Genomic DNA, 25530 nt, shown 5'->3' with positions numbered 1-25530 from the left:
GGCGCCTGCCACGTCGCAGGGGGGATGACGTGACAGGCGCCGGGTCTTCGGATCAGAAGAAGCCCTGGGCCTTCGGCGCGTAGGACACCAGGAGGTTCTTCGTCTGCTGGTAGTGGTCGAGCATCATGTGGTGGTTCTCGCGGCCGATGCCGGACTGCTTGTAGCCACCGAACGCCGCGTGCGCCGGGTACTGGTGGTAGGTGTTGGTCCACACCCGGCCGGCCTGGATGGCGCGGCCGGCCCGGTAGGCGACCCCGCCGTCGCGGGACCAGACGCCGGCTCCGAGGCCGTAGAGGGTGTCGTTGGCGATGGAGATGGCGTCGTCGAAGTCCTGGAAGGACGTCACGGAGACCACCGGTCCGAAGATCTCCTCCTGGAAGATGCGCATCTTGTTGTGGCCGCTGAACACCGTCGGCTGGACGTAGAAGCCGCCGGACAGATCGCCGCCGAGGTCGGCGCGCTCGCCGCCGGTGATCACCTGCGCGCCTTCGCTCTTGCCGATCTCGATGTAGGACAGGATCTTCTCGAGCTGATCGTTCGACGCCTGGGCACCGATCATCGTGTCGGTGTCGAGCGGGTCGCCCTGGCGCACGGCCTTCGTGCGCACCGCGGCCAGCGACAGGAAGTCGTCGAAGATGTCCTGCTGGACCAGGGCGCGCGACGGGCAGGTGCACACCTCGCCCTGGTTGAGGGCGAACATCGTGAAGCCCTCGAGCGCCTTGTCCTGGTAGTCGTCGTTGACCGAGAGCACGTCGGAGAAGAAGATGTTCGGGCTCTTGCCGCCGAGCTCGAGGGTGACCGGGATCAGGTTCTGCGAGGCGTACTGCATGATCAGGCGACCGGTGGTGGTCTCGCCGGTGAACGCGATCTTGCGGATGCGCGGGCTCGAGGCCAGCGGCTTGCCGGCCTCGACGCCGAAGCCGTTGACGATGTTCACCACGCCCGGGGGCAGCAGGTCGCCGATGACGGAGATCAGGTACAGGATCGAGGCGGGCGTCTGCTCGGCCGGCTTGAGGACGACGGCGTTGCCGGCGGCCAGGGCGGGGGCGAGCTTCCACACGGCCATCAGGATCGGGAAGTTCCACGGGATGATCTGGCCGACGACGCCGAGCGGCTCGTGGAAGTGGTAGGCCACGGTCTCGGCGTCGATCTCGGAGATCGAGCCCTCCTGCGCCCGGATCGCGCCCGCGAAGTAGCGGAAGTGGTCGATCGCCAGCGGGATGTCGGCGTTGAGGGTCTCGCGGATCGGCTTGCCGTTGTCCCAGGTCTCGGCGAGGGCGATCGACTCGAGGTTCTCCTCGAGGCGGTCGGCGATCTTGTTGAGCAGGATGGAACGCTCGGCGACGGACGTCTTGCCCCAGGCCGGCGCGGCGGCGTGGGCGGCGTCGAGGGCCAGCTCGATGTCTTCCTCGGTGGACCGGGCCACCTCGGTGAACGGCTGACCGGTGACCGGGGTGACGTTCTCGAAGTACTGACCCTTCACAGGCGGTACCCACTGGCCGCCGATCCAGTTGTCGTAGCGGGACTGGAAGGACATCAGGGCGTCGGGCGAGCCGGGACGGGCGTACACGGTCATCGGTGTTCACTCCTCGGATGGTCTGGCACCCCCCATGCGGGGCGTGTGATCCGGAACACTACGAACGTGTGGGTTGCAACTACGTTGCGTAGCTCCGAACCTCAGATCCCGAGCTGACGGTCCAGCAGCTCGATCCGGGCCTTGACCTGGGCGAACAGCGTCGAATGCGGATCGAGGGTGGTCAGGTACGCCTCCCACGCGGCGATGTCGTCGCGCCCGTGCACCGACGCGGTCCACCGCGCGAGCAACTGGGCGTCGCCGGCCCGGAGCAGCGCGGCCTGCACCCGGGCGCGCAGCTCGTCCCGGATCTCCTCGATGCCGGGCGCGGCCGATCCGGGCAGCACCGGTCCGGCATACAGACGCACCGCCGTCGCCACATCGCCGCGGTCGAGTGCGCCGCGGACCTCCGCGACGTCGGTGACGAGTTCGCCCAGGAGCCGGTATGGGCGCGAGCCGAGCCCCTCGGGTCCGAAAACCTTTCGCAGGCGCGACATCTCGGCACGGATGGTGACGGAGTCGAGCTCGGCCTCGTCGAGCAGCACCGCAAGCCGGTCCGAGCTCAGGCCCTCGGGGTGTTCGGCGAGCAGCAGCAGGATCTCGGCGTGGCGCTGGGAGAGCGGGATCCGTTCGCCGTCGCGGTGCAGAGTGGGCCGGCCCGACCCGAACGTGTCGAGGCTCGTCCGGGCAGCCGACAACAGCCGCGGCGAGCTGAGCAGGTGCAGTCGCAGTTCCGACTCCGCGGCGGCGACCGTGGCCCGCACGAGCTGCAACACCTCCGGCGCGGCGACGCGGAGCCCACCGGTGATGTCGATGGCGCCGAGGATCCGGCCGGTGCTCGGGTCGTGCACCGGCGCGGCCGAGCAGCTCCATTCGTGCACGGTGCGGTTGAAGTGCTCGGCGGCGACGATCTGGACCGAGTGGTCGACAGCGAGAGCGGTGCCGGGCGCGTTGGTGCCCACCCGCTCCTCACTCCAGTCGGCGCCCTCGACGAAGCTCATCGACAGCGCCCGGTCACGGGCGGCGTGATCACCCTCGACCCACAGCAGCCGGCCCTGTTCGTCGCTGATCGCGACGAGCAGCCCGCTGTCGGCGGCGTCCTCCACCAGCAGCTTGCGCACGACGGGGCGGATCAGCGCCATCGGGTGCCCGGCCCGGTACCGCTCGAGGTCCAGGCCCGTGAGCAGGCTCGGCTGTTCGACGGCGTCGGGACTGATGCCGTTCCTGCGGCTGCGCAGCCAGGATTCGCGGACCACCGAGCGCACGGAGGCAGGTACGACCGACGTGTCGGCCGCGTCGAGGAACGAACTGTGCGCCGAGGACGCGCGTTGCGCCAGCTGCGACGGGTCGTCGCCGGGCCGCAGCGCCACCCAGGGGTTGGCCGAGCCGGATCGTTCGTCGGTCATGCGCTGCTGCTCATCTGCCGGTTCCTCCTCCGAACAACTGTAACCCGAGTCACAAGCACGTCCGGGTGCCCACCCGTTCGGCCAGCATCACGGCCGTCGCGTGCGGCCCGCGGCTGGGCACCTGCGGGAACACGGACGTGTCCACGACGCTCAGCCCCTCGGCGGCGTGCACCCGGCACCGCTCGTCGACGACGGCCGAGGCGTCGCCGCCCATCCGGCAGCTTCCGGACAGGTGCAGCGACGTCCCGAGGTGCCGCTCGAGCCACGCGTCGCCGGGGTCGAACGCGTCCGGGTCGAGGCCGGTGCGGTCGACGACGTCCGGCATCGCCGCGAGCAGGTGCGCGGCGCGCGCCACCCCCTCGCGCAGGTCGGCACGGTCGGCCGGGTCGTCGAGATAGCGGTAGTCCAGCAGCGGCGGCCGGAACGGGTCGGCCGGGTCGAGCCGGATCGCGCCGCGGCTGCGGGGCCTCGTGAGCACCACCCCCAGGACCGGGTCGGCGACGCCGCTACCGGGGACGGACGCGGCGAACGGTGCGGTGTAGGGGCGCAGCTCGAGGTTGCCGGCGTGCAGGACGACCTGCAGCACGGGGGCCGGCCCGGGCAGCGGCACGCGGTACCGGTAGGGGACGGCGACCTCCGGATGGTCGGTGTAACCCGTACCCACACCGGGGATCTCGATCCGGGGGGTGATGCCGTGACGGGTGAGCTCGGCGCCGTCGCCGATTCCGGAGAGCATGAGCAGCTGCGGGGAGCCGATCGCACCGGCGGCGAGCACGACGTGGCCGGCACCGACGGTCTCGCCGTCCTCGGTCTCGACGCCGACTGCGCGCGCGCCCGAGAGCACGACCCGTCGCACGCGCGTTCCCGTGCGCACGGTCAGGTTCGGCCGGGCCAGCGCCGGCAACAGGTACGCGTGGGCAGGACCGACGCGCATCCCGTCGCGGATGTTGAGCGGGACGGGGCCCACCCCGTCCGGGCCGGGCGCGTTGAGGTCGTCCACACGGCGATGGCCGGCGGCGAGCGCCGCGTCGTGGAACGCGGCGCTGGCCGGGTGCAGCCGCTCCCGGGGCGTGCGGGCGACGGGCACGGGGCCTGCCGCGCCGTGCCATCGCCGGCTCACTCCGGTCTCCGCGGCGTCCGCCGCGTCGGCGTCGGTCTCGGTGGCGCGGAAGTGCGGCACCACCCGATCGAACGACCAGGACGGCGGCCAGGCCTCGAAGTCGTCCGGGCGGGCCCGCACGAAATACGCGCCGTTCACTGCGCCGGAGCCGCCCAGCAACCGGCCGCGGGCGACGACGGAGCGACGACGTCCGGTCAGCCGGGCCGGGTAGGCGCAGGTCCACGGGCTGTCCGGACCGACCGGCAGGACGGTCGCGTCGAGCACCGCGGGCGGGGTGTCGGCGGTCGTGCGGTAGCCGGGGCCGGCCTCGAGTAGCAGGACCGTCCGGTCGGGGTCCTCGCTGAGCCGGGCGGCCAGCACGCAGCCGCAGCTGCCGCCGCCGACCACGACCACGTCGGCGTGCACCGGATCGGCCATGGATGCGGGTGCCCCGGCTCAGCCCCGGATGCGGGGAGCGAGCGCCGCCGGATCCCGGGCCTCGACCGCGCCCCACCACAGTCCGGCGCCGTAGGCGATGTCGTCGAGGCGCCTGTAGAACACGTAGCGCAGGGGGTCGAGGCCGCCCTCCTCGCGGTGGCCGTACCAGTCCCACAGCCCCTCGGCGACGGCGAAGCCGAGGACCGCGCGCCGCACCTTCGGCGAGACCACGGCGGCGACGAGCGTGACCGGCCAGTAGTGCCGGCACAGCGCGGAGGCGACCTGCCACATCCCGCCGACGAACCCCTGCGCGGTGAGCACCGCCGCGATGCGGGTCGGCTGGTCGAGTTCGGTGAACATCCGCCGCAGCCGGAGCATCGTCACCGACAGCGACGCGACCGAACCGACGACGCCGAGGCGGGTGCGGCTCGCGGCGGCCACACACGCGAACAGCATCGACCCCGACATCGACATGGTGGGCACCGAGCCGGGGTGCCGGCTCGCGAGGGGCGCCGCACCCGTGCCGTAGAAGGCCTTGCGGGTGAACCACTTCCGGAATCCGACGCGATGGTCGTGGGCCACGTGCGCCACCGGTTCGTAGCGCAGCCGCCAGCCGGCCTCCTGCAGCCGCCAGCACAGGTCCACGTCCTCGGCGACGTGCATGGCCTCGTCGAAGCCGCCGGTCGCGGTGAGCACGTCGCGGCGGACGATGATCGCGGCGCTCGGTACGTACGAGACCGGGCTGCCGGACTTGACGGCGGCCTCGCGGCGGCCGAGGTCCAGCGACGAGCGCGCGTGTTCGTAGCGCCCCAGAGCGCCCTTGTCGGGCTCGAGCGCGACGACGCGCGGGGCCACCAGGGCCACCGCAGGGTCGGAGAAGTGCCCGAGCATCACCTCGAGCCATCCCTTCCGCGGCACCACGTCCGAGTCGAGGAATGCGACGAACGGCGTTGTGGCGGCGCGCAGTCCGGTGTTGCGTGCCGCGGCCGGACCACGGGATCGCTCGTGCCGCAGTACCCGGACCGACGCCCTGGCCGGGGTGGGCACCGGGACGTCGGAGCCGTCGTCGACGACGATCACCGTCAGTCCCTCGACGGCCGCCAGCAACCGCTCGAGCCCGGCCGTGTTGTTCTTGACGGGAATCACGACGGTGACGTCGGACGTGGCAGGCAGGGCCGTGGGACGGGGGTTCCCGACACCGGAGTCGAGCAGCCGCCGCGCCACGACGGCGGTCTGCGAGTCGACGACCTTCACGTAGCCGTCGCCGATCATCGCCGCGGCCGCCGGGGCGAGCTTGAGCATGCGGGTGGGCGAGCCGCCGATGAGCACGCGGCCGTCGGAGTAGGCGCGCACCCGCGGGTCGATACGGACGCCGAATCCGTCGGGCAGTCGGGCCGTGCTCGTCAACGGAGTCTTCCTTTCCCATCCGGCTCCCACCGGGTTACCTGTGCCGTTGCTCGATCGACGAGTTCGGCGAACCATCGTGCCCCCTGCGCCGCGCTCGCGGGCGTCGGATCCCCCAGCACGCCGTTCGCGGACACGGCGACGATACCGCCCTCGCGCATCCGTGGCATCAAGTCGGCGAGGGTGCCGGTGTTGCCCATCTCGGCGCGGGCGGTGTCCACCACGCGCGGATCGAGGTGCAGCAGCAGGCTGGTCTCGGTGACCCCGGCGTGGGCGTCGCCGCCGGGCACGGCGAACGGCAGCCACGCCACGTCGCGGCCCTCGTAGCGCAGCAGGGACACCGCCCTGGTCAGCGGGTGCACGTTGCCGCCGTGCCAGTTGACGAACAGCAGGCGCGCGGCCCACCGGCACACCGAACGACCGTATTCGACGAGGACGGTCTCCATCGCCTCCGCGCCGAGCGAGACGGTGCCGGGGAAGCCCTCGTGCTCGCCGCTGGACCCGTACTCGAGGGCCGGCGCGACGAGCACGCCCGGCAGGGCGGCCGTCAACGCGCGGGCGATGCGGGTGTCGGTGTCGAGCGGCAGGTGCGGCCCGTGCTGCTCGAGCGCGCCGACGGGAACCGCGACCGTGGCCCGGCCCGGTTCGAGGTCGGGCCAGTAGGCGGTGGCGAGTTCGGGGGTCACCGGTCCGATGGTAGGGGTGCACCCTCCGGGTCGCCGTCGGCGGTGGCGAGGGCGCGCTCGACCCGGGCCAGCGCCCCCTGCCAGTGGGCGCGCTGAGCAGCGCGTTCGTCCGGGCCGGCGAGGCGCTCCTGATGGAAGCGGAGCACGGTGCCGCGGGGCGCGGCCGAGACGGCCACCTGCACGGTACTGTCGTGGTTCCAGCCCGCGGGCCGCCAGGTCAGGCGCACCCGGTCCCCCTCGTGGCGGCTGCGCAGCTCCCCCGTGACACCGTCGCCGCTGCGCCACTCGGCACCCGGGGCGCGCGGGACCGTCGCGCCGCGGCCGAGCCACAGCTCGGGTGTGCCGACGAGCAGCCGCCACACCGCGTCGATCGGATGCGGCAGGGTCTTCGACACCCCGATCTGCCATCCGGCGTCCTTCGTCTGTCCGACCGGCATCACTTCTCCTTCTCCCGATGGGCACGAACCTTGTCACGGTTGCCGCACCGCGCCATCGAGCACCAGCGCCGCGTTCCCGCGCGGGAGGTGTCGGCGAAGACGATGGCGCAGTCGTCGGCGGCGCACCGCTTGATGCGCTCGGCGTACGGACCGGTCAGCAGGCCGATCGCGTCGCGGGCCAGCGTCGACAGCACCTGACTGCCGGTGACGGGAGTGACCACGCCGGGCGGGCGCAGCTGTGGGGCGATGTCCGGCCGGGCGGCGGCCGCGTCGAGGGCGGCGCTGTCGGCGGCCGCCGGCCCGTCTCCGTCCGCAGACCGGTTCGCGGTGCGCCACAACACCTCGCGTAGTTCCTTGGCGCGGATCAGATCCTCGGCGGTGACGTCGACCGCTGCCGCGGCGACGGCCCGCCCGAGCAGGTGCGTCGCGACCCAGCGCGCGAGGTCGCCCGCGGCGTGCAGCGTCTCCCACCGGGCCCGATCCCCCTCGCCGCCGGTGTAGAGCAGATCCAGGCACGGCGCTCCGGTGTCGACGACGAACTCGATGCCCTCGGCGGAGCGCATGTCGACCCGACTCACGTAACCACATTAACCAGTTACACATCCATTGCGACGAGTTTCCGTCCGTCCGGCAGTCGGTACGGACAGAATCGAGACACCGCGAGCGGAAGGCAGGCCGATGAGCAAGCTGCTGTACTCGGCGACGACGTCGGTCGACGGATTCATCGCCGGTCCCGGCGGCGACATGTCGTGGCTGGTGCCGTACCTCGGACCGGATCCGGCGATCGACGACCTCGTCGGCGAGATCGGCGCGCTCCTCGTCGGCAACCGCACCTTCCGCGGCGACGACCCGCACAAGGGCACACCCGCCGAGGGCGAGGCGTTCGGTGGCGGCTGGAGCGGACCGCAGTTCGTGCTCACCCACCCCCTTCCGGCCGAGCCGGTCCCGGGCGTGACGTTCGTCGGTGACCTCCACGCGGCCGTGGCCGCGGCCACCACGGCCGCGGGCGGGAAATACGTCAACGTGCTCGGCGCCGACGTCGCCCGGCAGTGCCTCGAGGCCGGCCTGCTCGACGAGATCTTCGTCTGCATCGCGCCGGTCCTGCTCGGCGACGGCGTCCGACTGTTCGACCGCCCGGGCGGAACCCCGCTCGCGCTGGAACGTCTCGTCGCGACCCAGGGGCCCGTTGCGACCGACATCCGGCTGCGGGTCGTGCGGTGAGGCCGCTATCCACCTTCGACAGGACTCTCGTCGCCGGACGGCGGAGGGAGCCGGATCCCGGCGACGAGGCCGTGATGATCGGAGCCGGGCAGCTCGATCCGTTCGAGGGCGGTCGCCGTGGCGCCCCGCGTGAGGATGTGATCGATCCCGACGAGGGCCGGGTAGCGGCGGTCCGCCGGATACGTCGGCACGAGCCCGCCGCCGACCCGGTCCGCGGCGTGCACGTACCCGTCGTCGAGCAGGTCGCGGAAGCGGGTGTGCGAGTACGTCGCGTTGAAGTCCCCGCTGACCACGACCGGGGCCGTGCCGGACACCGACTCGAGCTCCGCGTCCAGTCGTTCCAGCTCGGCCGCCCACGCCGGAGCGGGTGTCAGGTACGGCGGCGCGGGATGCACCGCGTACAGGATCAGCGGGCGTCCGGGACCGGTGTCCAGAGTCGCGGTCAGGTTCGTCGGCCCGAACCCGTCGAGCTTCCGGCCGGCCGAGACGGGAAACCTGCTGTAGATCCCGGCGCCCGCACCGCCGGTCGGCGTCGGGGCCAGGAAGCGATGCGGTAGCAGGTCGTCGAGCCCCGCGACCTGCAGCGCGGCCACCGCGCCGTCGGTCAGCTCCTGCACGGTGAGGACGTCGATCTGTCGCTCGCGCACCGTCCGGACCAGCGCATCGGAGTCGGCCTGCCCGACCATGAGATTGGCCTGCATCACGCGGATGGTGGGACCGGATGCGGCGTCCGGCCCGTCGCCCGGGACGCCGGGCAGGTACAGCGGTCCCAGGGTCCATGCGCCGGCCGCGACGACGACGAGTGCCGACGCCAGCAGTACCGGTCGCCGGGCGAGCGCGGCGGCGATCGCGCCCGCCACCGTCCCGAGCAGCAGGTACGGACCCAGCGACGCCCATGCGATCACGGCGTTGTTCTCCACGTCCGACGCGAAGGCCATGAGCGCGGTGAGCCCTGACGCCGTCGTGACGACCGCGAAGAGGACGGCGATCCGTCGCGCCGGCGGCGGTCTCACCATCATCACAACCTCGCATGCCGCAACCGCGCCGAGTTGCCGACCCCGATCCGGGACACCCGCCGGCACCGTGACCGGGCAAAGCCGGCGTTCCGCCGGCGATCCTCAGTATCGCGGGCCTCCTTCCGGGGCGGGAGTGTGCAGCGACGTCCGCGCCCCGAACACACCCGCGTCCGTGATTCCGGCGCGCGGGGGGGCCGCGTCGCCGAGGGCCTCATCGGCGGGCTCAGTTGTTCGGACCGAGGCTCGGCCGGTCGTCCGTCGTCGGAGGAACAGTCGGTTCCATGGCCGCCGGAGCGGATGCCGCAGCCTCGGTCAGCGGTACACCGGTGGCAGTGCCGGTGCCCGTACCCGAACCCCGGTGGGCCGCCTTCTTCGCCAGCGCCTCGACCCTGTGCTGCACCTGAGGCACCTTGTCCTTCGCGGTCTGCGTCGCACCGCTCACCTTCTCGTGCACCGCGGGGTTGTGCCAGAGGCCGAGGGACTGATCCCTCATCTTCTCGTAGGTCTGCCGCCCGGCACGGGTACCGAGGACGAAGCCCACGGCCGTCCCGGCGGCGAAGATCACTGCTCGGACCATGATTTCTCTCCCTTGTTGGACGAGTGCCGAGATTCGATTCGAAGGCCGCGACGAACTCCTACGGACCGGTCGCCTCTACCCGGTCGGCACCGCCACCGCCGCGGGTACGGCAACCGACGGCGTGTGTCCCGGCGCAGACCAGCACTACGACCACCGCCCACAGCAGTGATCCGAACACCCATATGCCGACGGTGATCCCGCTGCCCACCCACAGGCCGTCGAGCACCGCGATCGACAACGGCCGCAGCACCAGCGCGTCCTCGTCACCGACAGCTTTCCCCTGCATTCGACCGCTCCTCGCCCTGTCCCCCTGTGAACCGCGAGCCCATGCCCCTTCTCAGCGCCGTCGCCTCACCCCGCAACCGCGATCGATCCCCCTGTCCCGGGAAGCCGATCCGAGGTAAGCCGACCACCCCGTTGCCATCCGGAAACTGCTGGGGCAAGACCGAGTTCAAGACCGGAGAGGTGGTGGTACCGATGTCGCCGCGCACGTGGATCGCCGGAGGCCGACCGATTCGTCGATCCACCGCCGAATCGAACCGCTCGTGCCCGAGATCTCACCGAGCGCCCCGCCGAGGTCCGCACCGGCCCGTGCGCGAATACAACAGCACCATCGCAACCCTCCGGTCCCGGTCCCCTGCCAGGACCGGCCTGGCACGTGGCCCTGCAACACATCCCGGAGTCGGCGACCGCCCGCCCTGTCACCCGTCACAACGATAGAGCAGGCAGCGGGGCTGTCGCAGAGGAACGGAGCCCGCATGTTCTGGGCGGACCCTGGACACGCCGGTAGTCCGCGCGGCAGCACGGGCGGGCCGATGTCGCCGACAATGTCGTTGTCGGGATCGTCGTTGCCGGGATCGCCCGCACCGGCGCGTCCGGGGACACCACGGCGACGACAGGATCGGAGGGCCGGAAGTGGTTGTCACGACACTCGGCCGACGTCGGATCCTCGGCTACCGGGCCGCGGCCCAGGGACTCGACCGGACCTCCGCCGGGCGAGATCGGGTGCTTGCGCTCGGGGTCCAGGACACCCCGTACGGATCGGCCCGCGACGCGCTCGCCGCACGATCGGACGACGCTGCGGCAGAACATGATTCACTCGTCCTCGTATGGTCGTGGCGCGGGGCGCCGCACCTGCATCGGCCCGGGGATCTCGCGTTTCTCGCCGCGGCCCTCTGGCCGGTGAACGACACCGACGCCACGACACGTATCGGGACCGGGCAGATCCGCGAAGGCGCCCAGCGCGGCCTGCGCGCATTCACCGAGGCGGCCGAGGCCATGGGCGCCGCGCTCACCGGCCCGATGACCAAGGGAGAGCTGAGTGCGGCGGTCAGCGCGGCGGTTCCCGCCGACCTCACCTATCACTGCCCCTCGTGCAGAACCCGACACATCTCCGGTGCGCTGTTCCAGCAGGTCGGTCTCGCGGCGCGCGTGCGGGTCTGCCCACAGGGCCGCAGCACCCACCTCGACGTCCTGCCCGAAGGGATCGGACCCGATGCGGTGCCCGAGCGCGCCGAGGGCACCGCTGCCGCCCTGCACCGGTACGCCGACGTGCTGGCGCCGGTCACACCGGCCGGGCTGGCGGCCTTCCTGGGCACCGACATCGCAACGATTCGCGCGGTCCTGCCCGACGATCTGGTTCCGGTGAACGGCCCGGCCGGGACGGGCCTGGTGCCGGCCTCGGCGGTCGCTGAACTCGACGGGGCCGCCGACGTGCGAGCGACCCGCCTGCTGCCGCCCGGCGATCCGTGGCTGCAGGCCCGGGACAGGGAGTTCCTGGTGCCGGACCGAGCGCGCCGGAAGGCGATCTGGCGACCGATCGGCAGCCCCGGTGTCGTCCTCGTCGACGGGGAGATACGAGGGATCTGGCGGGCGAGGGCCACGTCACGGGACACGCTCGCGGTGTCGGTCGAGCCGTTCGAGCCGCTGTCCGTGCGGACGCGGGACGAACTCGAGGCCGAGGCGCAGCGACTGGCCCGCGCCCGGGAGCGCACCGGCGCGACGGTGGGGTATGCCGGCTGACGATCCGGCGACCGCGCCCGGACGTGCCACCGGATGTCGGGGTCGCCGTCGACAATGAACCGGTACCCCTGTCGATCCGACGCCGTCCCGTTCGTCGTCATGTCGTGCGGCAACCCTGCCGCACAGGACACTCACCCAACGAGAGGTGCTCACCATGAAGTACATGCTGCTGATCAACGCCGCATCGGCCGACGCGAGCGACCAGTGCAGCGTCGAGGAGTGGATGGTCTACGACAAGCAGATCCAGGAGGCCGGAATCGTCGTTGCCTCGGAGTCGCTCGCGGACCTGACCACCGCGACGACCGTGCGGGTCGGCCCCGACGGTGCGCGTGCCGTCACCACCGACGGGCCGTTCGCCGAGACGCGCGAGGTCCTCGGGGGCTTCTACGTCGTCGACGTGCCCGACCTCGACGTCGCGCTGGACTGGGCGGCCCGCTGTCCCGGGGCGCGCGGCGGCGGATCCGTGGTGGTGCGGCCGATCGCCGACTTCGGGCAGTGACCGCGACGGACGGGCCGGGCGCCGGCGCCCGGGTCGACGCCGCCGTGGAAGCGGTGTTCCGGGAGGAGCGCGGTCGGCTGCTCGCCGCGCTCGTCCACCGCTTCGGCGACCTCGACCTGGCCGAGGACGTCGCCGCCGAGGCGATCGAGGCGGCGCTGGTGCACTGGCCCGTCCGGGGCGTACCGGCCAAGCCGGGGGCCTGGCTGCTGACGACGGCGCGGCGCAAGGCCGTGGACCGGCTCCGGCGGGATCAGGTGTACGCCGCCCGGCTCGCCGTTCTGCAGGTGGATTCGGAACGGGCCGCCCCCTCCCGCACCCCGGACGCCGGCAGTGAGATGCCCGACGAACGCCTGCAGTTGTTCTTCACCTGTGCCCACCCGGCGCTGCCGGCCGAGGACCGGGTGGCACTGACCCTGCGATGCCTGGCCGGGCTCGAGACACCCGAGGTGGCGCGCGCCTTTCTCGTCCCGACCGCGACGATGGCCCAGCGGATCGTACGGGCGAAGAAGAAGATCCGGCAGGCCCGCATCCCGTTCCGGGTGCCGGATCCGGACGAGTTGCCGGAGCGACTGCCGGGCGTGCTACAGGTGCTCTACTCGGTCTTCACCGAGGGATACGTAGCCAGCTCGGGGCCGGACCTGCAACGTCTCGACCTCGCCGAGGAGTCGATCCGGCTGGTCCGGATCCTGCGCCGACTGCTGCCCGGCGAGCGGGAGGTGACCGGGCTGCTCGCTTTGATGCTGCTGATCCATGCGCGACGCGCCGCCCGGACCGGCCCGGACGGCGAGATCGTTCTGCTCGCGGATCAGGATCGCGCACGGTGGGACCACGCCCTGATCGCCGAGGGCACCGCCCTCGTGCCCGTGGCGCTGACCGGCGGCCCGCCGGGTCCGTACGGAGTGCAGGCCGCGATCGCGGCGCTGCACGACGAGGCCCCCGACGCCGCATCCACCGACTGGCCGCAGATCGTCGCGCTCTACGACGTCCTGTCCGCCCTGGCACCGTCGCCGGTCGTCGCGGCGAACCGCGCCGTGGCGGTGGCGATGCGCGACGGTCCCGAGGCCGGCCTGGCGCTGCTCGACGCACTCGCCGACGAGCCCCGGCTGCGCGGCTACCACCCGTATTCCACCGCGCGCGGCGAACTGCTGCACCGGCTCGGCCGCGACGACGAGGCCGCCGTCGCCTACCGGCGGGCGCTCGAGCAGGCCGGAACCGAACCCGAACGGGAGCACCTGCGCCGGCGGCTGGACGAGACCGGCAGGTCGTGACCGGGACGAACCCGTGGTTGCCCGCGTCTGTACGCGGACCGCTCCGAACGTAGCCGGGACCGGTTAAGTTTGCGGCCATGCAGGCAGCGGCGAGGCGGATGCTGTGCCGGACAGGGTGCGGCGGTGCGGGTGACGTGCCTGCGCGGTTGAGCAGGGGCAGGATGTCCGTTGTCGTCGCACTGCACGGGCGAGTTGCGGCATCGATCGGTATGGCCGGATGACCGGCCTCCCGGTCCTGCACATCGCCGCGGCCGACGCCGCAGCCGGTGAGAGCACCGACGTGCTGTCCCGTCTGCAGAGTTCGTCCACCGGTCTGAGCAGCGCAGACGCGGCCGCCCGGCTGGCGGTGGCCGGACCGAATGCGGTGCGCAGCCACGGCGTGAGTGCCCTGGCGGTGTTGGGGCGGCAACTGCGCAGCGCGCTGTTGCTGCTGCTGTCCGCGACCGCGGTCGCATCGTTCTTTCTCGGCGACCGCAACGACGCCGTCATCATCGGGGTCATCCTGCTGGCGAGCATCGGGTTGGGCTTCGTCAACGAGTACCGCGCCGAACGCGCCAGCGCCGCACTGCACTCGAGGCAACGGCACACCGTGGTGGTGCTGCGCGACGGCGCCGCTGCCACGATCGACGTCACCGAACTGGTGCCCGGCGATGTGGTGCACCTCGTCCTGGGCGAGCTCGTGCCAGCCGACCTGCGCCTGCTCAGCGCGACCGGGCTCGAATGCGACGAGAGTGTCCTGACCGGCGAATCGGAGCCGGCCGCCAAGTCCGTGGACCCGGTGCCGCCGGGAACGGCCCTGGCAGATCTGGCCGGGTGCGCATTCATGGGCACCGTCGTCCATGCCGGCACCGGGACGGGGGTGGTCGTCGCCACCGGCGCGGACGCCGAGTTCGGGCGCATCGCGGTCGGGCTCGGTGAACGCGAGCCGGAGACCGAGTTCCAGATCGGGCTGCGGCGCTTCTCGGTGCTGCTGCTGCAGGTCGCCGTCGCTCTGACCGCGACGATCGTGGTCACCAACCTGGTGCTGCAGCGCCCGCTGATCGAGTCGCTGCTGTTCGCCTTCGCCATCGCGGTGGGCATCACTCCGCAGCTGCTGCCGGCGGTGGTGAGCACCTCCCTCGCCGAAGGTTCCCGACGCCTGGCCCGCCGCAAGGTTCTGGTCAAACGTCTGGTGTGCATCGAGGACCTCGGTGACATCGACATCCTCCTCACCGACAAGACCGGCACCCTCACCGACGGACGGATCGGTTTCCGCGAGGCGCTGGCCCCCTCCGGTGCTCCCAGCTCGGCGGCGCTGTTGCACGGCCTGCTCGCCACCGAGACGGACACCGACACCGCCGGCGGTGTCCGTCTCGGTTCGAACGCGCTGGACACCGCCCTGTGGGCGGCGGCAGGTCCCACCGGCCCGGTCGCGGACGGGTACACCCGGCTGGCCACCCTGCCGTTCGACCACGAGCGACGCATGTCCTCGACGCTGGTGCGCGGTCCCGACGGCGAGTCCTTGATCGTGGTCAAGGGCGCGCCCGAGACCGTGCTCGATCGCTGCGCCGACGTCGGTACCGCCGCGCACACGGTGCTGAACGGCCTGTTCGCCCAAGGCAGCCGCGTCGTCGCCGTGGCGTCCAAACCCGCGCCCGGCCACGCCGATCGGCTCGTCCCCGACGACGAACACGGCCTGATCCTGACCGGCTTCCTCGTTTTCCTCGACCGGCCGAAGACCTCCGCGGCCGCTTCGCTGACCCGGCTCGCCGCCCTCGGCATCACCGTCAAGGTGGCCACCGGCGACAACCCGCAGGTCGCCGAGAAGGTCTGCGCCGACCTCGGGCTCGTCTCCGGCGGCAGCCTGACCGGCTCCGACCTCGCAGGTCTCGACGACGCGCAGTTCAGCGAGGCAGCATTGCGGGCCACCATCTTTGCCCGGGTCTCCCCGGAGCAGAAGGCGCGACTGGTCGAGACCCTGCGCACCCACGGCCGGTCTGTCGGATTTCTCGGCGACGGCGTCAACGACGCGCTGGCCCTGCACACCGCGGACGTCGGCATCTCCGTCGATTCCGCCACCGATGTGGCCAAGGACGCCGCGGATGTGGTGCTGCTCGAGAAGGATCTCGGAGTGTTGGCGGACGGCGTCACGGAAGGGCGGCGTACCTTCACCAACACGATCAAGTACGTGCTGATGAGCACGTCGAGCAATTTCGGCAACATGTTCAGCGCCGCGGCGGCCTCGGCGGTGCTGGATTTCCTGCCGATGCTGCCGAGCCAGATCCTGCTCAACAACCTGCTCTACGACACCAGCCAGCTCGCGATTCCCGGTGATCGCGTCGACGAGGAACAACTGCACGCACCCTCGCATTGGGACATCGCGTTCATCCGCCGGTTCATGCTGTTCTTCGGCCCGATCAGCTCGCTGTTCGACTTCATCACCTTCGGGATCATGCTCGGGGTGTTCGCTGCCGGGCCGGAGCTGTTCCACACCGGTTGGTTCGTCGAATCCCTGGCCACCCAGACCCTGATCGTGTTCGCGATCCGCACCCGCCGCGTCCCGTTCCTGCGCAGCCGGCCCAGCCTGGGACTGGTGCTCACCGTCGCCGGGGTGCTTGCGGTCGGTATCGCGATCACGGTCTCCCCGCTCGGCGCGGACCTGGGGTTCACGCCCCTGCCGATCGGGTTCTTCCTCACCCTGGTCGTGCTGGTGATCGGCTACCTGGTGCTGATCGAGTATGCCAAGCGCGTGTTCTACGCCGAACCGATGCGGTATCTGCCGGCAGTGCGGTGGCGCGGTCACGAACACCGGATCCACCGGCGCGCAGCCCGGTTCAGCACCCCCACCCACCTTCGGGCGCCGACACCGCCCACACCGGCACCGCCGGTGCGGTGACTTCGGCCCGCTGCCGGCCGAACATCGCAGCCCGAGCATCGAACCGGCGCTGGTGCCGGCGGTCGGCCCCCGATCGCCTCGGGGGCCGGGGAGGACGGTCAGTGGGGGGCGGCGGTCGACCCACCGGATCGATTGCCGAACGGATGGCGCCAATCGGGTGAGTTGGACGGCGAGCCCCCGGGCGGCGGCGGGACGGCGCTGCCGGGCTGCGGTGCGGAGGGCTGCGGTCGTACTCGTGCCTCGCAGCGGTGGTCTCGAGGCGGGATTCTTTCAGTTCGCGGCGAGCGAGCCGACCTCGACGCGAGGTCCGCTGCGCACCGGCGAGCAGGAGACTCAGCCCGACCGCTCCGATCGCACCGACGACGATGCCGTAGAGGAACAGTGCCCCGGTCGAACCGGTGACGTGGTACCCGAAGACGACGAAGCTGTCGTCGGTCAGTGCATGGGCGGCGCCGGTGTTGCCCAACACCCCGGCCATTCCGATGATCACGGCGGCGAGGAGAACGACGAGTCCGAAGATGATGAGCATGACGGCCTCCATGGCCAGGGGAGTGTGTATCTCTCCAGTCAACGCCGGGTTCGCACTGTTGTCGACCGGCTGTCGTGGAAGTCGTTGCTCCTGCCGCTAGCCGTCGAAGCCGCTGCGGGCGGCCCAGCCCGACGCGGCGAACGACTGTCGCAGGGCGGCGCGCAGGTCCGCTTCACCCGCAAGGGCTTTCATCGCGGACCGGTACTCGTGCGGGCGCCGGCCGACGAGTGCGGCGAACCCGGCACAGTGGCGCAGGAGCGCGGCGAACAGCGCCTCCTGGGACTGCAGCGGCAGCGGCGGCGCCCCCGGCGGCGCGAGCGCGCCCCACTTCGAGACGTACACGCCGAAGGACGCCGGCCGCTGTCCGCCGTCGATCTCCAGCCGGCACTCGTCGGCGGTCACGGTGCGTCGCGTGTAGTTCGGCTCCGTCGCGTCGAGGCACGCGAGCTGGTCTCGGTCGAGCAGCGACGCGAACACCGGGGTGCGGGTCCCCGGCCGCCGGAACGCGGTCGCCGCGACGTAGCCGGCCACGCTGACGTGGGCGCTGTGCCCGACGGCGATGCCCACGACCGTCGCGCGCAGGAACGGCACGGTGGTGTCGACGTTTCCGGCCGTGAACTTGCGTCGCACGACCGCCGGGCACGCGTTCGAGCCCACCGCGACGACGAGGTGCCGGTCGCCGACGCCGGCAACGCCGGCCCCGCGCAGCGCCTCGTCGAGCGTCGAGTCCTCGCGCCCGTCCAGCCGTGCCGCACCGAGGCCGGCTCCCGGCCGGGGACGTGCCCGGTGATAGCCGTCCTCCCGGAGCAAGCCACTGCCCGGCGCGGCCGTCCCGGGATAGAGCCAGGGGGCGGCCGCGAAATCACCACAGTCCGTTCCGGCGGCAGAAGCCACCTTCCCAGTATGGCGCCGCGAACGCGCGGTACCCTCCGGCCGTGCAGATCGAACCGCGTCCCATCGACGACGCCGAGGTGCAGTCCCTGATCGACGAGGTGCAGCTCGAGTACGTCCGTCGCTACGGCGGACCGGACCACACGTCGCTGCATCCGGAGGAGTTCACCCCGCCGCACGGCGTCTTCCTGCTCGCCCGCGGCGGCGGTGCGCCGGCGGGGATCGGTGGCTGGCGGGCCCGCGACTCGGCGCATCCGGGACTGAGCGACGGCGACGCCGAGATCAAGCGCATGTACGTGCGGGAAGGCGCCCGCCGCCGGGGCGTGGCCCGACGGATCCTGGCCGAACTCGAACGCACCGCCGTCGAGGCGGGCCGGCGTCGGATGGTGCTCGAGACCGGCACCGAGCAGCCCGAGGCTCTCGCCATGTATGCCGCCGCCGGATACGAGCCGCTGCCCGAACGGTTCGGCAAGTACGCGTACTCCGCATCGTCGCTGTACTTCTTCAAGGACCTCGCGCTGCCCGGCGACGACGCGCCCCGCGTCCGTCCCGCACTCGCGGCGGAGCTGCCGGTTCTTCAGGACATCGAGCGCGCGGCCGGCCGCGCGTTCGCGGACCTCGGAATGGACGCCGTCGCCGCCGACCCGCCGCCCACGCTCGAGGAGCTGCACGAGTATGTGGCCGGCGGGCGCGCCTGGGTGTGTCTCGACGGCCACGACCGCCCGGTGGCATACCTGCTCGCCGATGTCGTCGACGGCACCGCCCACATCGAGCAGGTGTCGGTGCATCCGGACCATGCGCGCCGCGGGCTCGGCCGGGCCCTGATCGACCATCTCGCCGGCTGGGCGCGTGTCCGCGAACTGCCCGCCCTGACGCTGACCACCTTCGCCGACGTCCCGTGGAACGGGCCGTACTACCGGCGGCTCGGCTTCCGGTCCCTGCGCGACGACGAACTCGGCCCGGGGCTGCGGCAGATCCGGCGCGACGAGGCCGCCGGGGGTATGGACCGGTGGCCCCGCGCGGCTATGCGACGCGAACTCTGAAGTTCTGCAAGACGTCTCACGTGCGGCGCGGTACCGCGGCGGCCCAGAATCGCCGCACCAGGTCCGTCGTCTCGGCCGGCGCCTCGAGCGGTACGAGGTACGCGGCGCCGTCGACGACGGCGCAGGACCCGTCGGGTAGCAGCAGGCTCGCCGCGCGTGCCTGCTCGGGCGTCCAGCCCTTGTGATCGCTGCCGGTGACGAACAGGGTCGGGACCGACACCCGTGGGAGCCGCTCGGTGAGGTCGGGCCGGTGCAGCGAGATGGAGACGACGGCGTTGCGCAGCGCGGCCCGGTCCGCGCGGACGAGACAGTCCTCGACGAGTGCGACCGCCTCCGGGTCGCGCTCCCTCGTTGCGGCGGAGAGCAATACGTTCGTCACGCCGGACCGGATGAACCCGGCGGCGCCGAGCGTCCGGTAGGCGGCGAGGAGGAACAGCGTGCGCGCGTGCTCCGCCCGGTTCAGCGCCTGGACGGGCGTTCCCAGCGTCACCAGCGTCCGGCACCTCGACGCCGCGTCGGTCGCGAAGACGATGCCGACGTGGCCGCCCCAGGCATTGCCGACCCAGTCGACGGGTTCGTCGATACCGAGGGCGTCGAGCACGGTGACGGCCGCCGCGGCGCATTCCCCGGTGGTGTAGCGCCGGCCGGGGTCACCGCTCGCCCCGTGCCCGGGACCGGTGACCACGACGAGGCGCCGGTCGATTCCCAGCGCGTCTTCGACTCTGCTCCAGGATCTTTCGTCGACGAACAGGCTGTGCCAGAGCACCGCGGGCCGGCCCTCCCCGTGCACGCGGACGGCGAGTGGACCCACCTCGGTCGAGATCTTCTGCATCCGTGTCATGACCGCCACCACCTCCGGTGCGACTCGAGTTGACACTGTCAATTGCTATGGTCCCGCGGTAGGTTGACACTGTCAATGGGCGGAGCCGCGCACGCCGGGAAGGGCTGGTGGACGGATGACCGACACGCTCGACGAACGGCTGCTCCGAGCCGCGCTCGAACTGCTGAGGGAGCAGCCGGCCGAACGCCTCAGCCTCCGCCGGGTGGCGCAGCACCTGGACGTGAGCCACCAGGCGCCCTACGTGCACTTCGGGAACAAGCGCCGGTTCCTCGCGGCCGTGGCGGGCACCGGACTGCAGGGCGCCGCGGCAGAGGCGGCCGCCGCCGTCGAGGCAGCCGGATCCGATCCACGGTGCCGGCTGCACGCGCTCACCGACGCCTACCTGCGGTTCGTCCGGGAACGCCCGCACGTGCACGACCTGGCCTACGGGCCCACGGTCGACAAGGCCGATCACCCGCGCCTGCAACAGGCGGCCGCCGACTACTGGCGTCTGTTGCGCGGCACCGTGGCGGCCTGCCAGCCCGAGGGTGTGGAGGAGGCCGAGGTGCTGCGGCGGTGCGCCGCCACGTGGGGCACCGTCTACGGCATCGCCCGGCTGACCACACTGCACCAGATCCCCGCGTCGGTCCCCGGCGACCGCGACGGCCTGTTGCACGAGGCCGTCGACGTGCTCCACCGGGGCTGGCAGGCCGGCGACTCGGCCGGGATCCCGGGACAGGACCCGTCTTCCCCGTCGCCGCCGGGTCGCCGGTGACCGCACCGGCCCGACGCCGCCGTTAGCCGACTTGTTCTATTTCAAATAGAACAATATGCTTGTCGCGTGCTCATCAGACTGGACCCGAACTCGCCGGACCCGTTGTTCGTGCAACTGGCCGCGGCCGTGCGCGGCGCGGTGGCCCGGGGCGAGGTCCGGGCGGGCGAGCGCCTCCCCGGCGCGCGCGACCTCGCCGCATCGCTCGGCCTCAACGTCCACACCGTGTTGCGGGGGTACCAGCAACTGCGCGACGAAGGCCTGGTGGAGCTGCGCCGCGGACGCGGCGCGGTCGTCACCGACCGCGCCGAAACCGGGCATGCCGCTTTGCATTCCGCCGTCGCTCAGGCCGTCGCGCACGCCAAACGCGTCGGCCTGAGCGCCGACGATCTCGTCGACCTGATCAGAACGGAGTACCGATGACAGACGATCCCGGCACCGACCAGCGCCCCACCGGCCGCATTCTCCTCAGCTCCACGGCCGCACCCCTGGCCGTCGCCGCCGCGGGCGCACTCGTGCTCCGGAGCTGGCATGCGCAGCTACCGGATCCGATCGCAACACATTGGAACCTCGACGGCACCGCGGACGGATTCGCCGGCCTCCCTGCGACGATCGCACTGTTGCTCGGGTTCGGTGTCCTGTTCGCCGCCCTCGGTTTCGGTCTCACCCGGGCCGCCGACACCGACCCTGCCCTCACCCGCGCGGTCGCCGCGACCGTCACGGGGACGGTCGCTTTCGTGACCGCCCTGATCGTGCTGGTCACCGGCTCTCAGCGGGGACTCGCGGACGCCGCCGCAGCCTCGCCGCCGGGGGCGTCTCTCCTCGCAGCACTCGGCATCGGCGTCGCCCTCGGGGCCGTTGCCGCCGCGGCGGTGCCCCGGTGGTCGCGCGGACCTGCCTCTCCCCCGGCCGCCGATGCACCGCGAATTCCCCTCGGCGCAGACGAACTCGTCGCGTGGACCCGATCGGTGGCCACCGGCAACGTCACAACGATCGTGCTCGTCGCGGCGATCGGTATCGTCGCCGCCCTCGGCGTGCTCACACGCCTGTGGATCCTGCTGGGCCTGGCCGTGCTGCTCGCCGTGCTGGTCGCGCTGACCTGCTCGATCCGCGTCACCGTCGACGTCCGCGGGGTCACCGTCGCGGGCCTGTTCGGGTGGCCGCACCTGCACACCCCGCTCGGTGCCATCGCCTCCGCCTCCGTCACCGACGTGGCACCGCTGAAGCACTTCGGGGGCTACGGATACCGCATGGCGGTACTGGGCCCGCTGCGCGGCGCCCGAGGGTTCGTCCTGCGCGGCGGCCCCGCGCTGGTGCTGCACCGGCGCGACGGCGCACGCACCCTGGTCGTGGTCGACGATGCCGCGACCGCCGCCGGCCTCGTCAACGCCCTCGTCGAGACAGGACCGAGGCACCCCCAGTAGATTCCCGTGGAACATCTCACCTGCGGGCGGCGGAGAGTCCGGCACCGTCGATCATCCGCCGGCCACCAGGTTGAGCGATCCGAGCTGCACAACACATCAACAACCAACCGGGCGCAATTCCCGGAGCGGGACGCTGCTTCGCACCACCGAACCTCACCGCTGGAGGATTTCGGAGAGCCGCCTGATGCCTTCGGCGATCTGGGCTTCGGTTGCGGCCCCGTAGGAGAAGCGCAGGAACGGTGCGGGTGGTTCGTCCACGAAGAAGTGACTCCCGTCTCCGATGAGTACCCCGGCCGCGTACGCGGCGGTGCAGATCTCGCGGGTATCTGCGCCCTGGGGCAGCCTGGCCCACAGGTGAAGGCCACCGCGCGGGACGCACGGGATGCGGATGCCGGGCGTCGTGGCGTGGATCGCGGAGGCAAGTGCGTCGCGTCGCGTCGCGAGCTCTGCGCGCAGGCGTTTCAGGTGCCGGGGCCACGCATTCGAGGTCAGGAGACCGCAGGCGATTTCCTGCACCAGCGGCGCGACGCAGAGGTCGTCGGCGGTGCGAGAGGCCCGGAGCCGTTCACCTGCCGGGCCGCGCGCGATGACCGCGCCGAGCCTTAGACCTGGGGAGGCAGGCTTCGAAAGGGTGAGGATCGATACGACGTGTCCGTGGGGGTCTTCGGTGAAGAGGGAGGGTGGGGCCTGTCCGTCGATTCCGAGGTGTCTGGCCCAGTCGTCCTCGATGATGAACGCGCCGTGTCGGGCGGCGAGTTCGAGCACCTGCTTCCGGCGCTCTGCACCGAGGACCGCGCCGGTGGGGTTCGCGTAGTTCGGCTGGAGGTAGACCACTCGCGCTCGCGTGCGTTCGAGTTCGTCGGCGAGACGGTCGACCAGGATCCCGTCGGCGTCGGCGGGTACCGACGAGAGGCTCAGGCCCGCGCTCTGCGCAGCGAGGATCGCGCCCGGATAGCTCGGGCTCTCGGTGATGACCGCCGACCCCGGCTCGGCGAGTGTGCGCATCGTGAAGACGAGGCCCTGCTGCCCGCCGGAGACCACAAGCACGTCGTTCGGGTCGGCGCGGTATTCGGAGGCGAGGATCCGCCGCAGTTCCGGCGATCCCGCTGGCGGCGTCATCATCCAGGCACGACCGCTCTTCGCCGCACGCGAGCCGATGCGATGCAGTTCCTCGTTCGGCTGTAGTTCGGGGGCGAGGTATCCCCAGGAGAGCGGGATGTGGTCGGGAGTACCGTAGCCGCCCAGGCGAGCGGCCCGGTCGGCGTCTACTCTGGCGCGGCCGAGCGCCTGAGACTGCCAGGAGAAGTCCGGTTCCGGTAGTCGTTCGCGGCCCGCCACGAACGTTCCCCGTCCGGGCTCAGCCCGGACCAGCCCGAATGCGCTCAGTTCCGAGAGAGCTGCCGAGACGGTGGCTGCACTCGCCGCGAACTCTCCGGAGAGTTCGCGGACACCCGGCAGTTTCTCCCCGATATGCATCGTCGCGATCCGCTGGCGGAGGCGTGCCGCAATTTCCGACGCTCTGTTATCATTCGACATGACGCTAGTGAATAACGTTACTCAATTTTCCGCAAGATTGTTACGCCATCGAGCGGGCGTGACGTCGGCAGTCTCGGCGGCACACCGATGAGCCGGGCTTCCTCTGTGCTGCGGGATGTCTCAGTCTCCGCGGTCGTCGCAGGCTTCCTCTCGGCGCTCATCAACTTCGCAGGCCCGTTCCTGATCGTGCTCGAAGCCACTCGCGCAGCGGGTCTGAACGAGGCGCAGACCGCGTCGTGGGTCTGGGCGGTCGCGATCGGCAACGGCGTGTGCAGCATCGCGCTGAGCCTGTTCACCCGTATCCCGGTGATCGTCGCTTGGTCGACGCCCGGAGCGGCGCTGCTGATCGCCTCGCTCGGCGGCTTCTCGTTCACCGAGGCCGTCGGCGCGTTCCTCGTCGCCTCGGTCGCCGCCGCAGTGGTCGGGTACACGGGCTGGTTCGGCCGGCTACTCGCCAGGGTGCCCGGCCCGGTGCTACAGGCTCTGCTCGCCGGGATCCTGCTGCCCTTCGTCGTGACCGCAGCGGGCGCCTTCACGAGCGCGCCGCTGATCGCGGGGAGCATCGTCGTCGCCTTTTTCCTCGGCAAGCGCTTCTTCGACCGATACGCAGTGCTCGCCGGACTCGTCGCCGGGCTCGCGGCGACCGGGGCGACCGGATCCTTCCGCGAGGTCGCGCCGTCGCTCGCGCTCGGCGGCCCTGTGTTCACGATGCCGGCATTCACCCCGGCCGCGCTCGTGAGCATCGCGCTGCCGCTGTTCATTGTCACGATGGCCTCGCAGAACGCACCCGGGCTCGCACTGCTCCACTCGCAGGGGTACGAGCCGAACGACCGCCTGCTCGTCGGTGCCATCTCGACGGTCTCGGCGATCCTCGCGCCCTTCGGCTGCCACGGCATCAACCTCGGCGCGATCACGGCGGCGATCGCGCTCGGCCCCGAGTCGCATCCGGATCGCGCACAGCGTTACATCGCGGGCCTATCGGGCGGCCTCACGTATCTGCTCGTCGGCTCGTTCGGGGGCGTGCTCGTGGCCGGGTTCCGGGCGATCCCGAGCGAAACGGTTTCGGTTCTTGCTGCCGTCGCCCTGCTGGGCTCTGCCCTCACCGCACTGAAGGGGGCGATGGGCGGCGATACCCGCACCGGGATCGCGGCCCTGACCACGCTCGCGGTCACCATGTCGGGCGTCGTGTTCTTCAGCGTCGGTGCCGCGTTCTGGGGCCTCGTCGCGGGCAGCGCCGTGTACCTCCTGCTGGCCCCACGCCAGCCGGGAACCCGAACAGGCAAGGAAAGAAAGGAGAACGCAGTGATGACGTGACCGAAGCCTGAGCGCGCCGCATCCCGCATCGGATATTCGATCCTCGCGGGCGGAGAACGCTCGGACAGTACCTGGCAGTACCGCTCTGCCGAGACCTTCAACCACCGATAGGAGCCACCCATGGCAACGACCACCATTCCGACGATCCGGCCGCTCGCCCCTGCCGACGAGTGCCGCTGGCGTGTCCTCTTCCGCGAGTACCGCGAGTTCTACAAGCTGCCCGAGTCCGAGGACATCGTCTCCCGCGCATGGGGATGGTTCATGGATCCCCGACACGAATGCAAGGCTCTCGTTGCGGAAGCGGACGGCGAGATCCTCGGGTTTGCACACCATCGCCGGTTCTCCTCGCCCTACACCGGCACCACCGGCCTCTTCCTCGACGACCTGTTCACCGACCCCGCAGCCCGAGGCCGGGGCGTCGGACGTGCACTGATCGGCCGTCTCACCGAGATTGCCACCGCCGAGGGTCGCGCCGTGGTGCAGTGGGTGACCGCCGAAGACAACCACCAAGCCCAGGCGCTCTACAACACCCTCGCCACGCGAACGAGCTGGGTCACCTACGAGGCCGAACCTTCTGCGAAGTGAGCACTGCACCATGAAACCGCTGCCGCCGGAGACCCTCCGAGTGGTAGCACAGGGCGGCGGAAATGCGAGTTGATCCATTCGCCTGTCCTCGACGG

Annotated in this window: 24 protein-coding genes; 11 read left to right on the top strand and 13 right to left on the bottom strand. The window is 71.5% G+C overall.

All coding sequences use genetic code 11. The features are described 5' to 3' along the window. Positions 1 to 52 precede the first annotated feature (52 nt). The 7 genes from CQZ88_RS13720 to CQZ88_RS13690 all read right to left on the bottom strand — a co-directional run bounded on the left by CQZ88_RS13720 (position 53) and on the right by CQZ88_RS13690 (position 7621). Complete coding sequence (locus tag CQZ88_RS13720) at positions 53 to 1576, bottom strand: aldehyde dehydrogenase family protein (protein WP_006930896.1); 1524 nt, start codon at positions 1574 to 1576, stop codon at positions 53 to 55. A gap of 101 nt (positions 1577 to 1677) precedes the next feature. Further along, the gene (locus CQZ88_RS13715) at positions 1678 to 2979 is read right to left on the bottom strand and encodes a helix-turn-helix domain-containing protein (RefSeq protein WP_006930898.1); all 1302 of its coding nucleotides are present in this window, start codon (positions 2977 to 2979) and stop codon (positions 1678 to 1680) included. 49 nt (positions 2980 to 3028) lie between these two features. Next, positions 3029 to 4516, bottom strand: coding sequence for a mycofactocin system GMC family oxidoreductase MftG (gene mftG, locus CQZ88_RS13710; RefSeq protein WP_006930900.1), 1488 nt, complete (start codon positions 4514 to 4516; stop codon positions 3029 to 3031). Positions 4517 to 4534: 18 nt separating this feature from the next. After that, the gene (gene mftF, locus CQZ88_RS13705) at positions 4535 to 5923 is read right to left on the bottom strand and encodes a mycofactocin biosynthesis glycosyltransferase MftF (RefSeq protein ID WP_102799904.1); all 1389 of its coding nucleotides are present in this window, start codon (positions 5921 to 5923) and stop codon (positions 4535 to 4537) included. Then, the gene (gene mftE, locus CQZ88_RS13700) at positions 5920 to 6606 is read right to left on the bottom strand and encodes a mycofactocin biosynthesis peptidyl-dipeptidase MftE (protein WP_065922332.1); all 687 of its coding nucleotides are present in this window, start codon (positions 6604 to 6606) and stop codon (positions 5920 to 5922) included. Before mftE ends, mftF begins: the two co-directional genes overlap by 4 nt. Beyond that, on the bottom strand, positions 6603 to 7043 hold the full coding sequence (locus CQZ88_RS13695) for an SRPBCC domain-containing protein (RefSeq protein ID WP_102799903.1): 441 nt from the start codon (positions 7041 to 7043) through the stop codon (positions 6603 to 6605). The genes mftE and CQZ88_RS13695 overlap by 4 nt, the downstream gene beginning before the upstream one ends. Continuing rightward, positions 7043 to 7621 (bottom strand): ABATE domain-containing protein, encoded by a 579-nt coding sequence (locus tag CQZ88_RS13690; RefSeq protein WP_198163401.1) that lies wholly within the window; start codon positions 7619 to 7621, stop codon positions 7043 to 7045. The genes CQZ88_RS13695 and CQZ88_RS13690 overlap by 1 nt, the downstream gene beginning before the upstream one ends. A gap of 100 nt (positions 7622 to 7721) precedes the next feature. Here CQZ88_RS13690 and CQZ88_RS13685 point away from each other — a divergent pair, with 100 nt between their 5' ends. After that, entirely contained in the window at positions 7722 to 8264 is a 543-nt protein-coding gene (locus tag CQZ88_RS13685; RefSeq protein ID WP_102799902.1) for a dihydrofolate reductase family protein, read from the top strand. A 5-nt stretch (positions 8265 to 8269) separates the two neighbouring features. Here the strand turns inward: CQZ88_RS13685 and CQZ88_RS13680 are convergent, their stop codons facing one another. The 3 genes from CQZ88_RS13680 to CQZ88_RS13670 all read right to left on the bottom strand — a co-directional run bounded on the left by CQZ88_RS13680 (position 8270) and on the right by CQZ88_RS13670 (position 10143). Next, on the bottom strand, positions 8270 to 9280 hold the full coding sequence (locus CQZ88_RS13680) for an endonuclease/exonuclease/phosphatase family protein (protein WP_043800515.1): 1011 nt from the start codon (positions 9278 to 9280) through the stop codon (positions 8270 to 8272). Between the two features lie 223 nt (positions 9281 to 9503). Next, complete coding sequence (locus CQZ88_RS13675) at positions 9504 to 9857, bottom strand: YtxH domain-containing protein (RefSeq protein ID WP_072635702.1); 354 nt, start codon at positions 9855 to 9857, stop codon at positions 9504 to 9506. Between the two features lie 58 nt (positions 9858 to 9915). Further along, complete coding sequence (locus tag CQZ88_RS13670; protein WP_029544970.1) at positions 9916 to 10143, bottom strand: hypothetical protein; 228 nt, start codon at positions 10141 to 10143, stop codon at positions 9916 to 9918. Positions 10144 to 10772: 629 nt separating this feature from the next. Here CQZ88_RS13670 and CQZ88_RS13665 point away from each other — a divergent pair. The 4 genes from CQZ88_RS13665 (at position 10773) to mgtA (ending at position 16521) form a co-directional block, all read left to right on the top strand. Next, entirely contained in the window at positions 10773 to 11879 is a 1107-nt protein-coding gene (locus CQZ88_RS13665; RefSeq protein WP_102799901.1) for a DNA glycosylase AlkZ-like family protein, read from the top strand. 154 nt (positions 11880 to 12033) lie between these two features. Then, positions 12034 to 12378 carry a YciI family protein gene (locus CQZ88_RS13660; protein ID WP_044475582.1) on the top strand — a complete coding sequence of 115 codons (345 nt, stop codon included), beginning with the start codon at positions 12034 to 12036 and terminating at the stop codon, positions 12376 to 12378. After that, positions 12375 to 13646 carry an RNA polymerase sigma factor gene (locus CQZ88_RS13655; RefSeq protein WP_102799900.1) on the top strand — a complete coding sequence of 424 codons (1272 nt, stop codon included), beginning with the start codon at positions 12375 to 12377 and terminating at the stop codon, positions 13644 to 13646. Before CQZ88_RS13660 ends, CQZ88_RS13655 begins: the two co-directional genes overlap by 4 nt. A gap of 217 nt (positions 13647 to 13863) precedes the next feature. Next, entirely contained in the window at positions 13864 to 16521 is a 2658-nt protein-coding gene (mgtA, locus tag CQZ88_RS13650) for a magnesium-translocating P-type ATPase (RefSeq protein ID WP_043800526.1), read from the top strand. A 625-nt stretch (positions 16522 to 17146) separates the two neighbouring features. On the opposite strand, the gene CQZ88_RS13640 is transcribed toward mgtA, so the two are convergent. Beyond that, a complete protein-coding gene (locus tag CQZ88_RS13640) occupies positions 17147 to 17944 on the bottom strand; it encodes a hypothetical protein (RefSeq protein WP_102799899.1) in 798 nt (265 codons plus the stop codon). Between the two features lie 41 nt (positions 17945 to 17985). On the opposite strand from CQZ88_RS13640, the gene CQZ88_RS13635 reads away from it, so the two are divergent. Further along, entirely contained in the window at positions 17986 to 18984 is a 999-nt protein-coding gene (locus CQZ88_RS13635) for a GNAT family N-acetyltransferase (protein ID WP_102799898.1), read from the top strand. 16 nt (positions 18985 to 19000) lie between these two features. Here the strand turns inward: CQZ88_RS13635 and CQZ88_RS13630 are convergent, their stop codons facing one another. Then, positions 19001 to 19825, bottom strand: coding sequence for an alpha/beta fold hydrolase (locus CQZ88_RS13630; protein WP_065923420.1), 825 nt, complete (start codon positions 19823 to 19825; stop codon positions 19001 to 19003). 115 nt (positions 19826 to 19940) lie between these two features. Here CQZ88_RS13630 and CQZ88_RS13625 point away from each other — a divergent pair, with 115 nt between their 5' ends. The 3 genes from CQZ88_RS13625 to CQZ88_RS13615 all read left to right on the top strand — a co-directional run bounded on the left by CQZ88_RS13625 (position 19941) and on the right by CQZ88_RS13615 (position 22000). Next, positions 19941 to 20579: a TetR-like C-terminal domain-containing protein gene (locus tag CQZ88_RS13625; protein ID WP_084648604.1), complete on the top strand. Its 639-nt coding sequence runs from the start codon at positions 19941 to 19943 to the stop codon at positions 20577 to 20579. Between the two features lie 66 nt (positions 20580 to 20645). Beyond that, positions 20646 to 20999: a GntR family transcriptional regulator gene (locus tag CQZ88_RS13620; RefSeq protein ID WP_006930948.1), complete on the top strand. Its 354-nt coding sequence runs from the start codon at positions 20646 to 20648 to the stop codon at positions 20997 to 20999. Continuing rightward, complete coding sequence (locus tag CQZ88_RS13615; RefSeq protein ID WP_065922328.1) at positions 20996 to 22000, top strand: DUF1648 domain-containing protein; 1005 nt, start codon at positions 20996 to 20998, stop codon at positions 21998 to 22000. The genes CQZ88_RS13620 and CQZ88_RS13615 overlap by 4 nt, the downstream gene beginning before the upstream one ends. 153 nt (positions 22001 to 22153) lie before the next feature. Here the strand turns inward: CQZ88_RS13615 and CQZ88_RS13610 are convergent, their stop codons facing one another. Beyond that, positions 22154 to 23536, bottom strand: coding sequence for a PLP-dependent aminotransferase family protein (locus tag CQZ88_RS13610; RefSeq protein ID WP_102799897.1), 1383 nt, complete (start codon positions 23534 to 23536; stop codon positions 22154 to 22156). Between the two features lie 87 nt (positions 23537 to 23623). On the opposite strand from CQZ88_RS13610, the gene CQZ88_RS13605 reads away from it, so the two are divergent. Next, positions 23624 to 24850 (top strand): benzoate/H(+) symporter BenE family transporter, encoded by a 1227-nt coding sequence (locus CQZ88_RS13605; RefSeq protein ID WP_258008588.1) that lies wholly within the window; start codon positions 23624 to 23626, stop codon positions 24848 to 24850. Between the two features lie 120 nt (positions 24851 to 24970). Next, a complete protein-coding gene (locus tag CQZ88_RS13600; protein ID WP_102799895.1) occupies positions 24971 to 25435 on the top strand; it encodes a GNAT family N-acetyltransferase in 465 nt (154 codons plus the stop codon). Positions 25436 to 25530: the final 95 nt, after the last annotated feature.

It is taken from the genome of Rhodococcus sp. ENV425, assembly GCF_002887785.1.
GTDB lineage: Bacteria > Actinomycetota > Actinomycetes > Mycobacteriales > Mycobacteriaceae > Rhodococcus > Rhodococcus aetherivorans.
This window is presented reverse-complemented; position numbering and strand designations above follow the sequence as displayed.

Coding starts and splice junctions, on each gene's coding strand:
- CQZ88_RS13720 (WP_006930896.1), bottom strand. CDS start 1,576: ATGACCGTGTACGCCCGTCCCGGCTCGCCCGACGCCCTGATGTCCTTC.
- CQZ88_RS13625 (WP_084648604.1), top strand. CDS start 19,941: ATGACCGACACGCTCGACGAACGGCTGCTCCGAGCCGCGCTCGAACTG.
- CQZ88_RS13610 (WP_102799897.1), bottom strand. CDS start 23,536: ATGTCGAATGATAACAGAGCGTCGGAAATTGCGGCACGCCTCCGCCAG.
- mgtA (WP_043800526.1), top strand. CDS start 13,864: ATGACCGGCCTCCCGGTCCTGCACATCGCCGCGGCCGACGCCGCAGCC.
- CQZ88_RS13685 (WP_102799902.1), top strand. CDS start 7,722: ATGAGCAAGCTGCTGTACTCGGCGACGACGTCGGTCGACGGATTCATC.
- CQZ88_RS13615 (WP_065922328.1), top strand. CDS start 20,996: ATGACAGACGATCCCGGCACCGACCAGCGCCCCACCGGCCGCATTCTC.
- CQZ88_RS13670 (WP_029544970.1), bottom strand. CDS start 10,143: ATGCAGGGGAAAGCTGTCGGTGACGAGGACGCGCTGGTGCTGCGGCCG.
- mftG (WP_006930900.1), bottom strand. CDS start 4,516: ATGGCCGATCCGGTGCACGCCGACGTGGTCGTGGTCGGCGGCGGCAGC.
- CQZ88_RS13695 (WP_102799903.1), bottom strand. CDS start 7,043: ATGCCGGTCGGACAGACGAAGGACGCCGGATGGCAGATCGGGGTGTCG.
- CQZ88_RS13630 (WP_065923420.1), bottom strand. CDS start 19,825: ATGACACGGATGCAGAAGATCTCGACCGAGGTGGGTCCACTCGCCGTC.
- CQZ88_RS13660 (WP_044475582.1), top strand. CDS start 12,034: ATGAAGTACATGCTGCTGATCAACGCCGCATCGGCCGACGCGAGCGAC.
- CQZ88_RS13680 (WP_043800515.1), bottom strand. CDS start 9,280: ATGGTGAGACCGCCGCCGGCGCGACGGATCGCCGTCCTCTTCGCGGTC.
- CQZ88_RS13600 (WP_102799895.1), top strand. CDS start 24,971: ATGGCAACGACCACCATTCCGACGATCCGGCCGCTCGCCCCTGCCGAC.
- CQZ88_RS13675 (WP_072635702.1), bottom strand. CDS start 9,857: ATGGTCCGAGCAGTGATCTTCGCCGCCGGGACGGCCGTGGGCTTCGTC.
- CQZ88_RS13715 (WP_006930898.1), bottom strand. CDS start 2,979: ATGACCGACGAACGATCCGGCTCGGCCAACCCCTGGGTGGCGCTGCGG.
- CQZ88_RS13605 (WP_258008588.1), top strand. CDS start 23,624: ATGAGCCGGGCTTCCTCTGTGCTGCGGGATGTCTCAGTCTCCGCGGTC.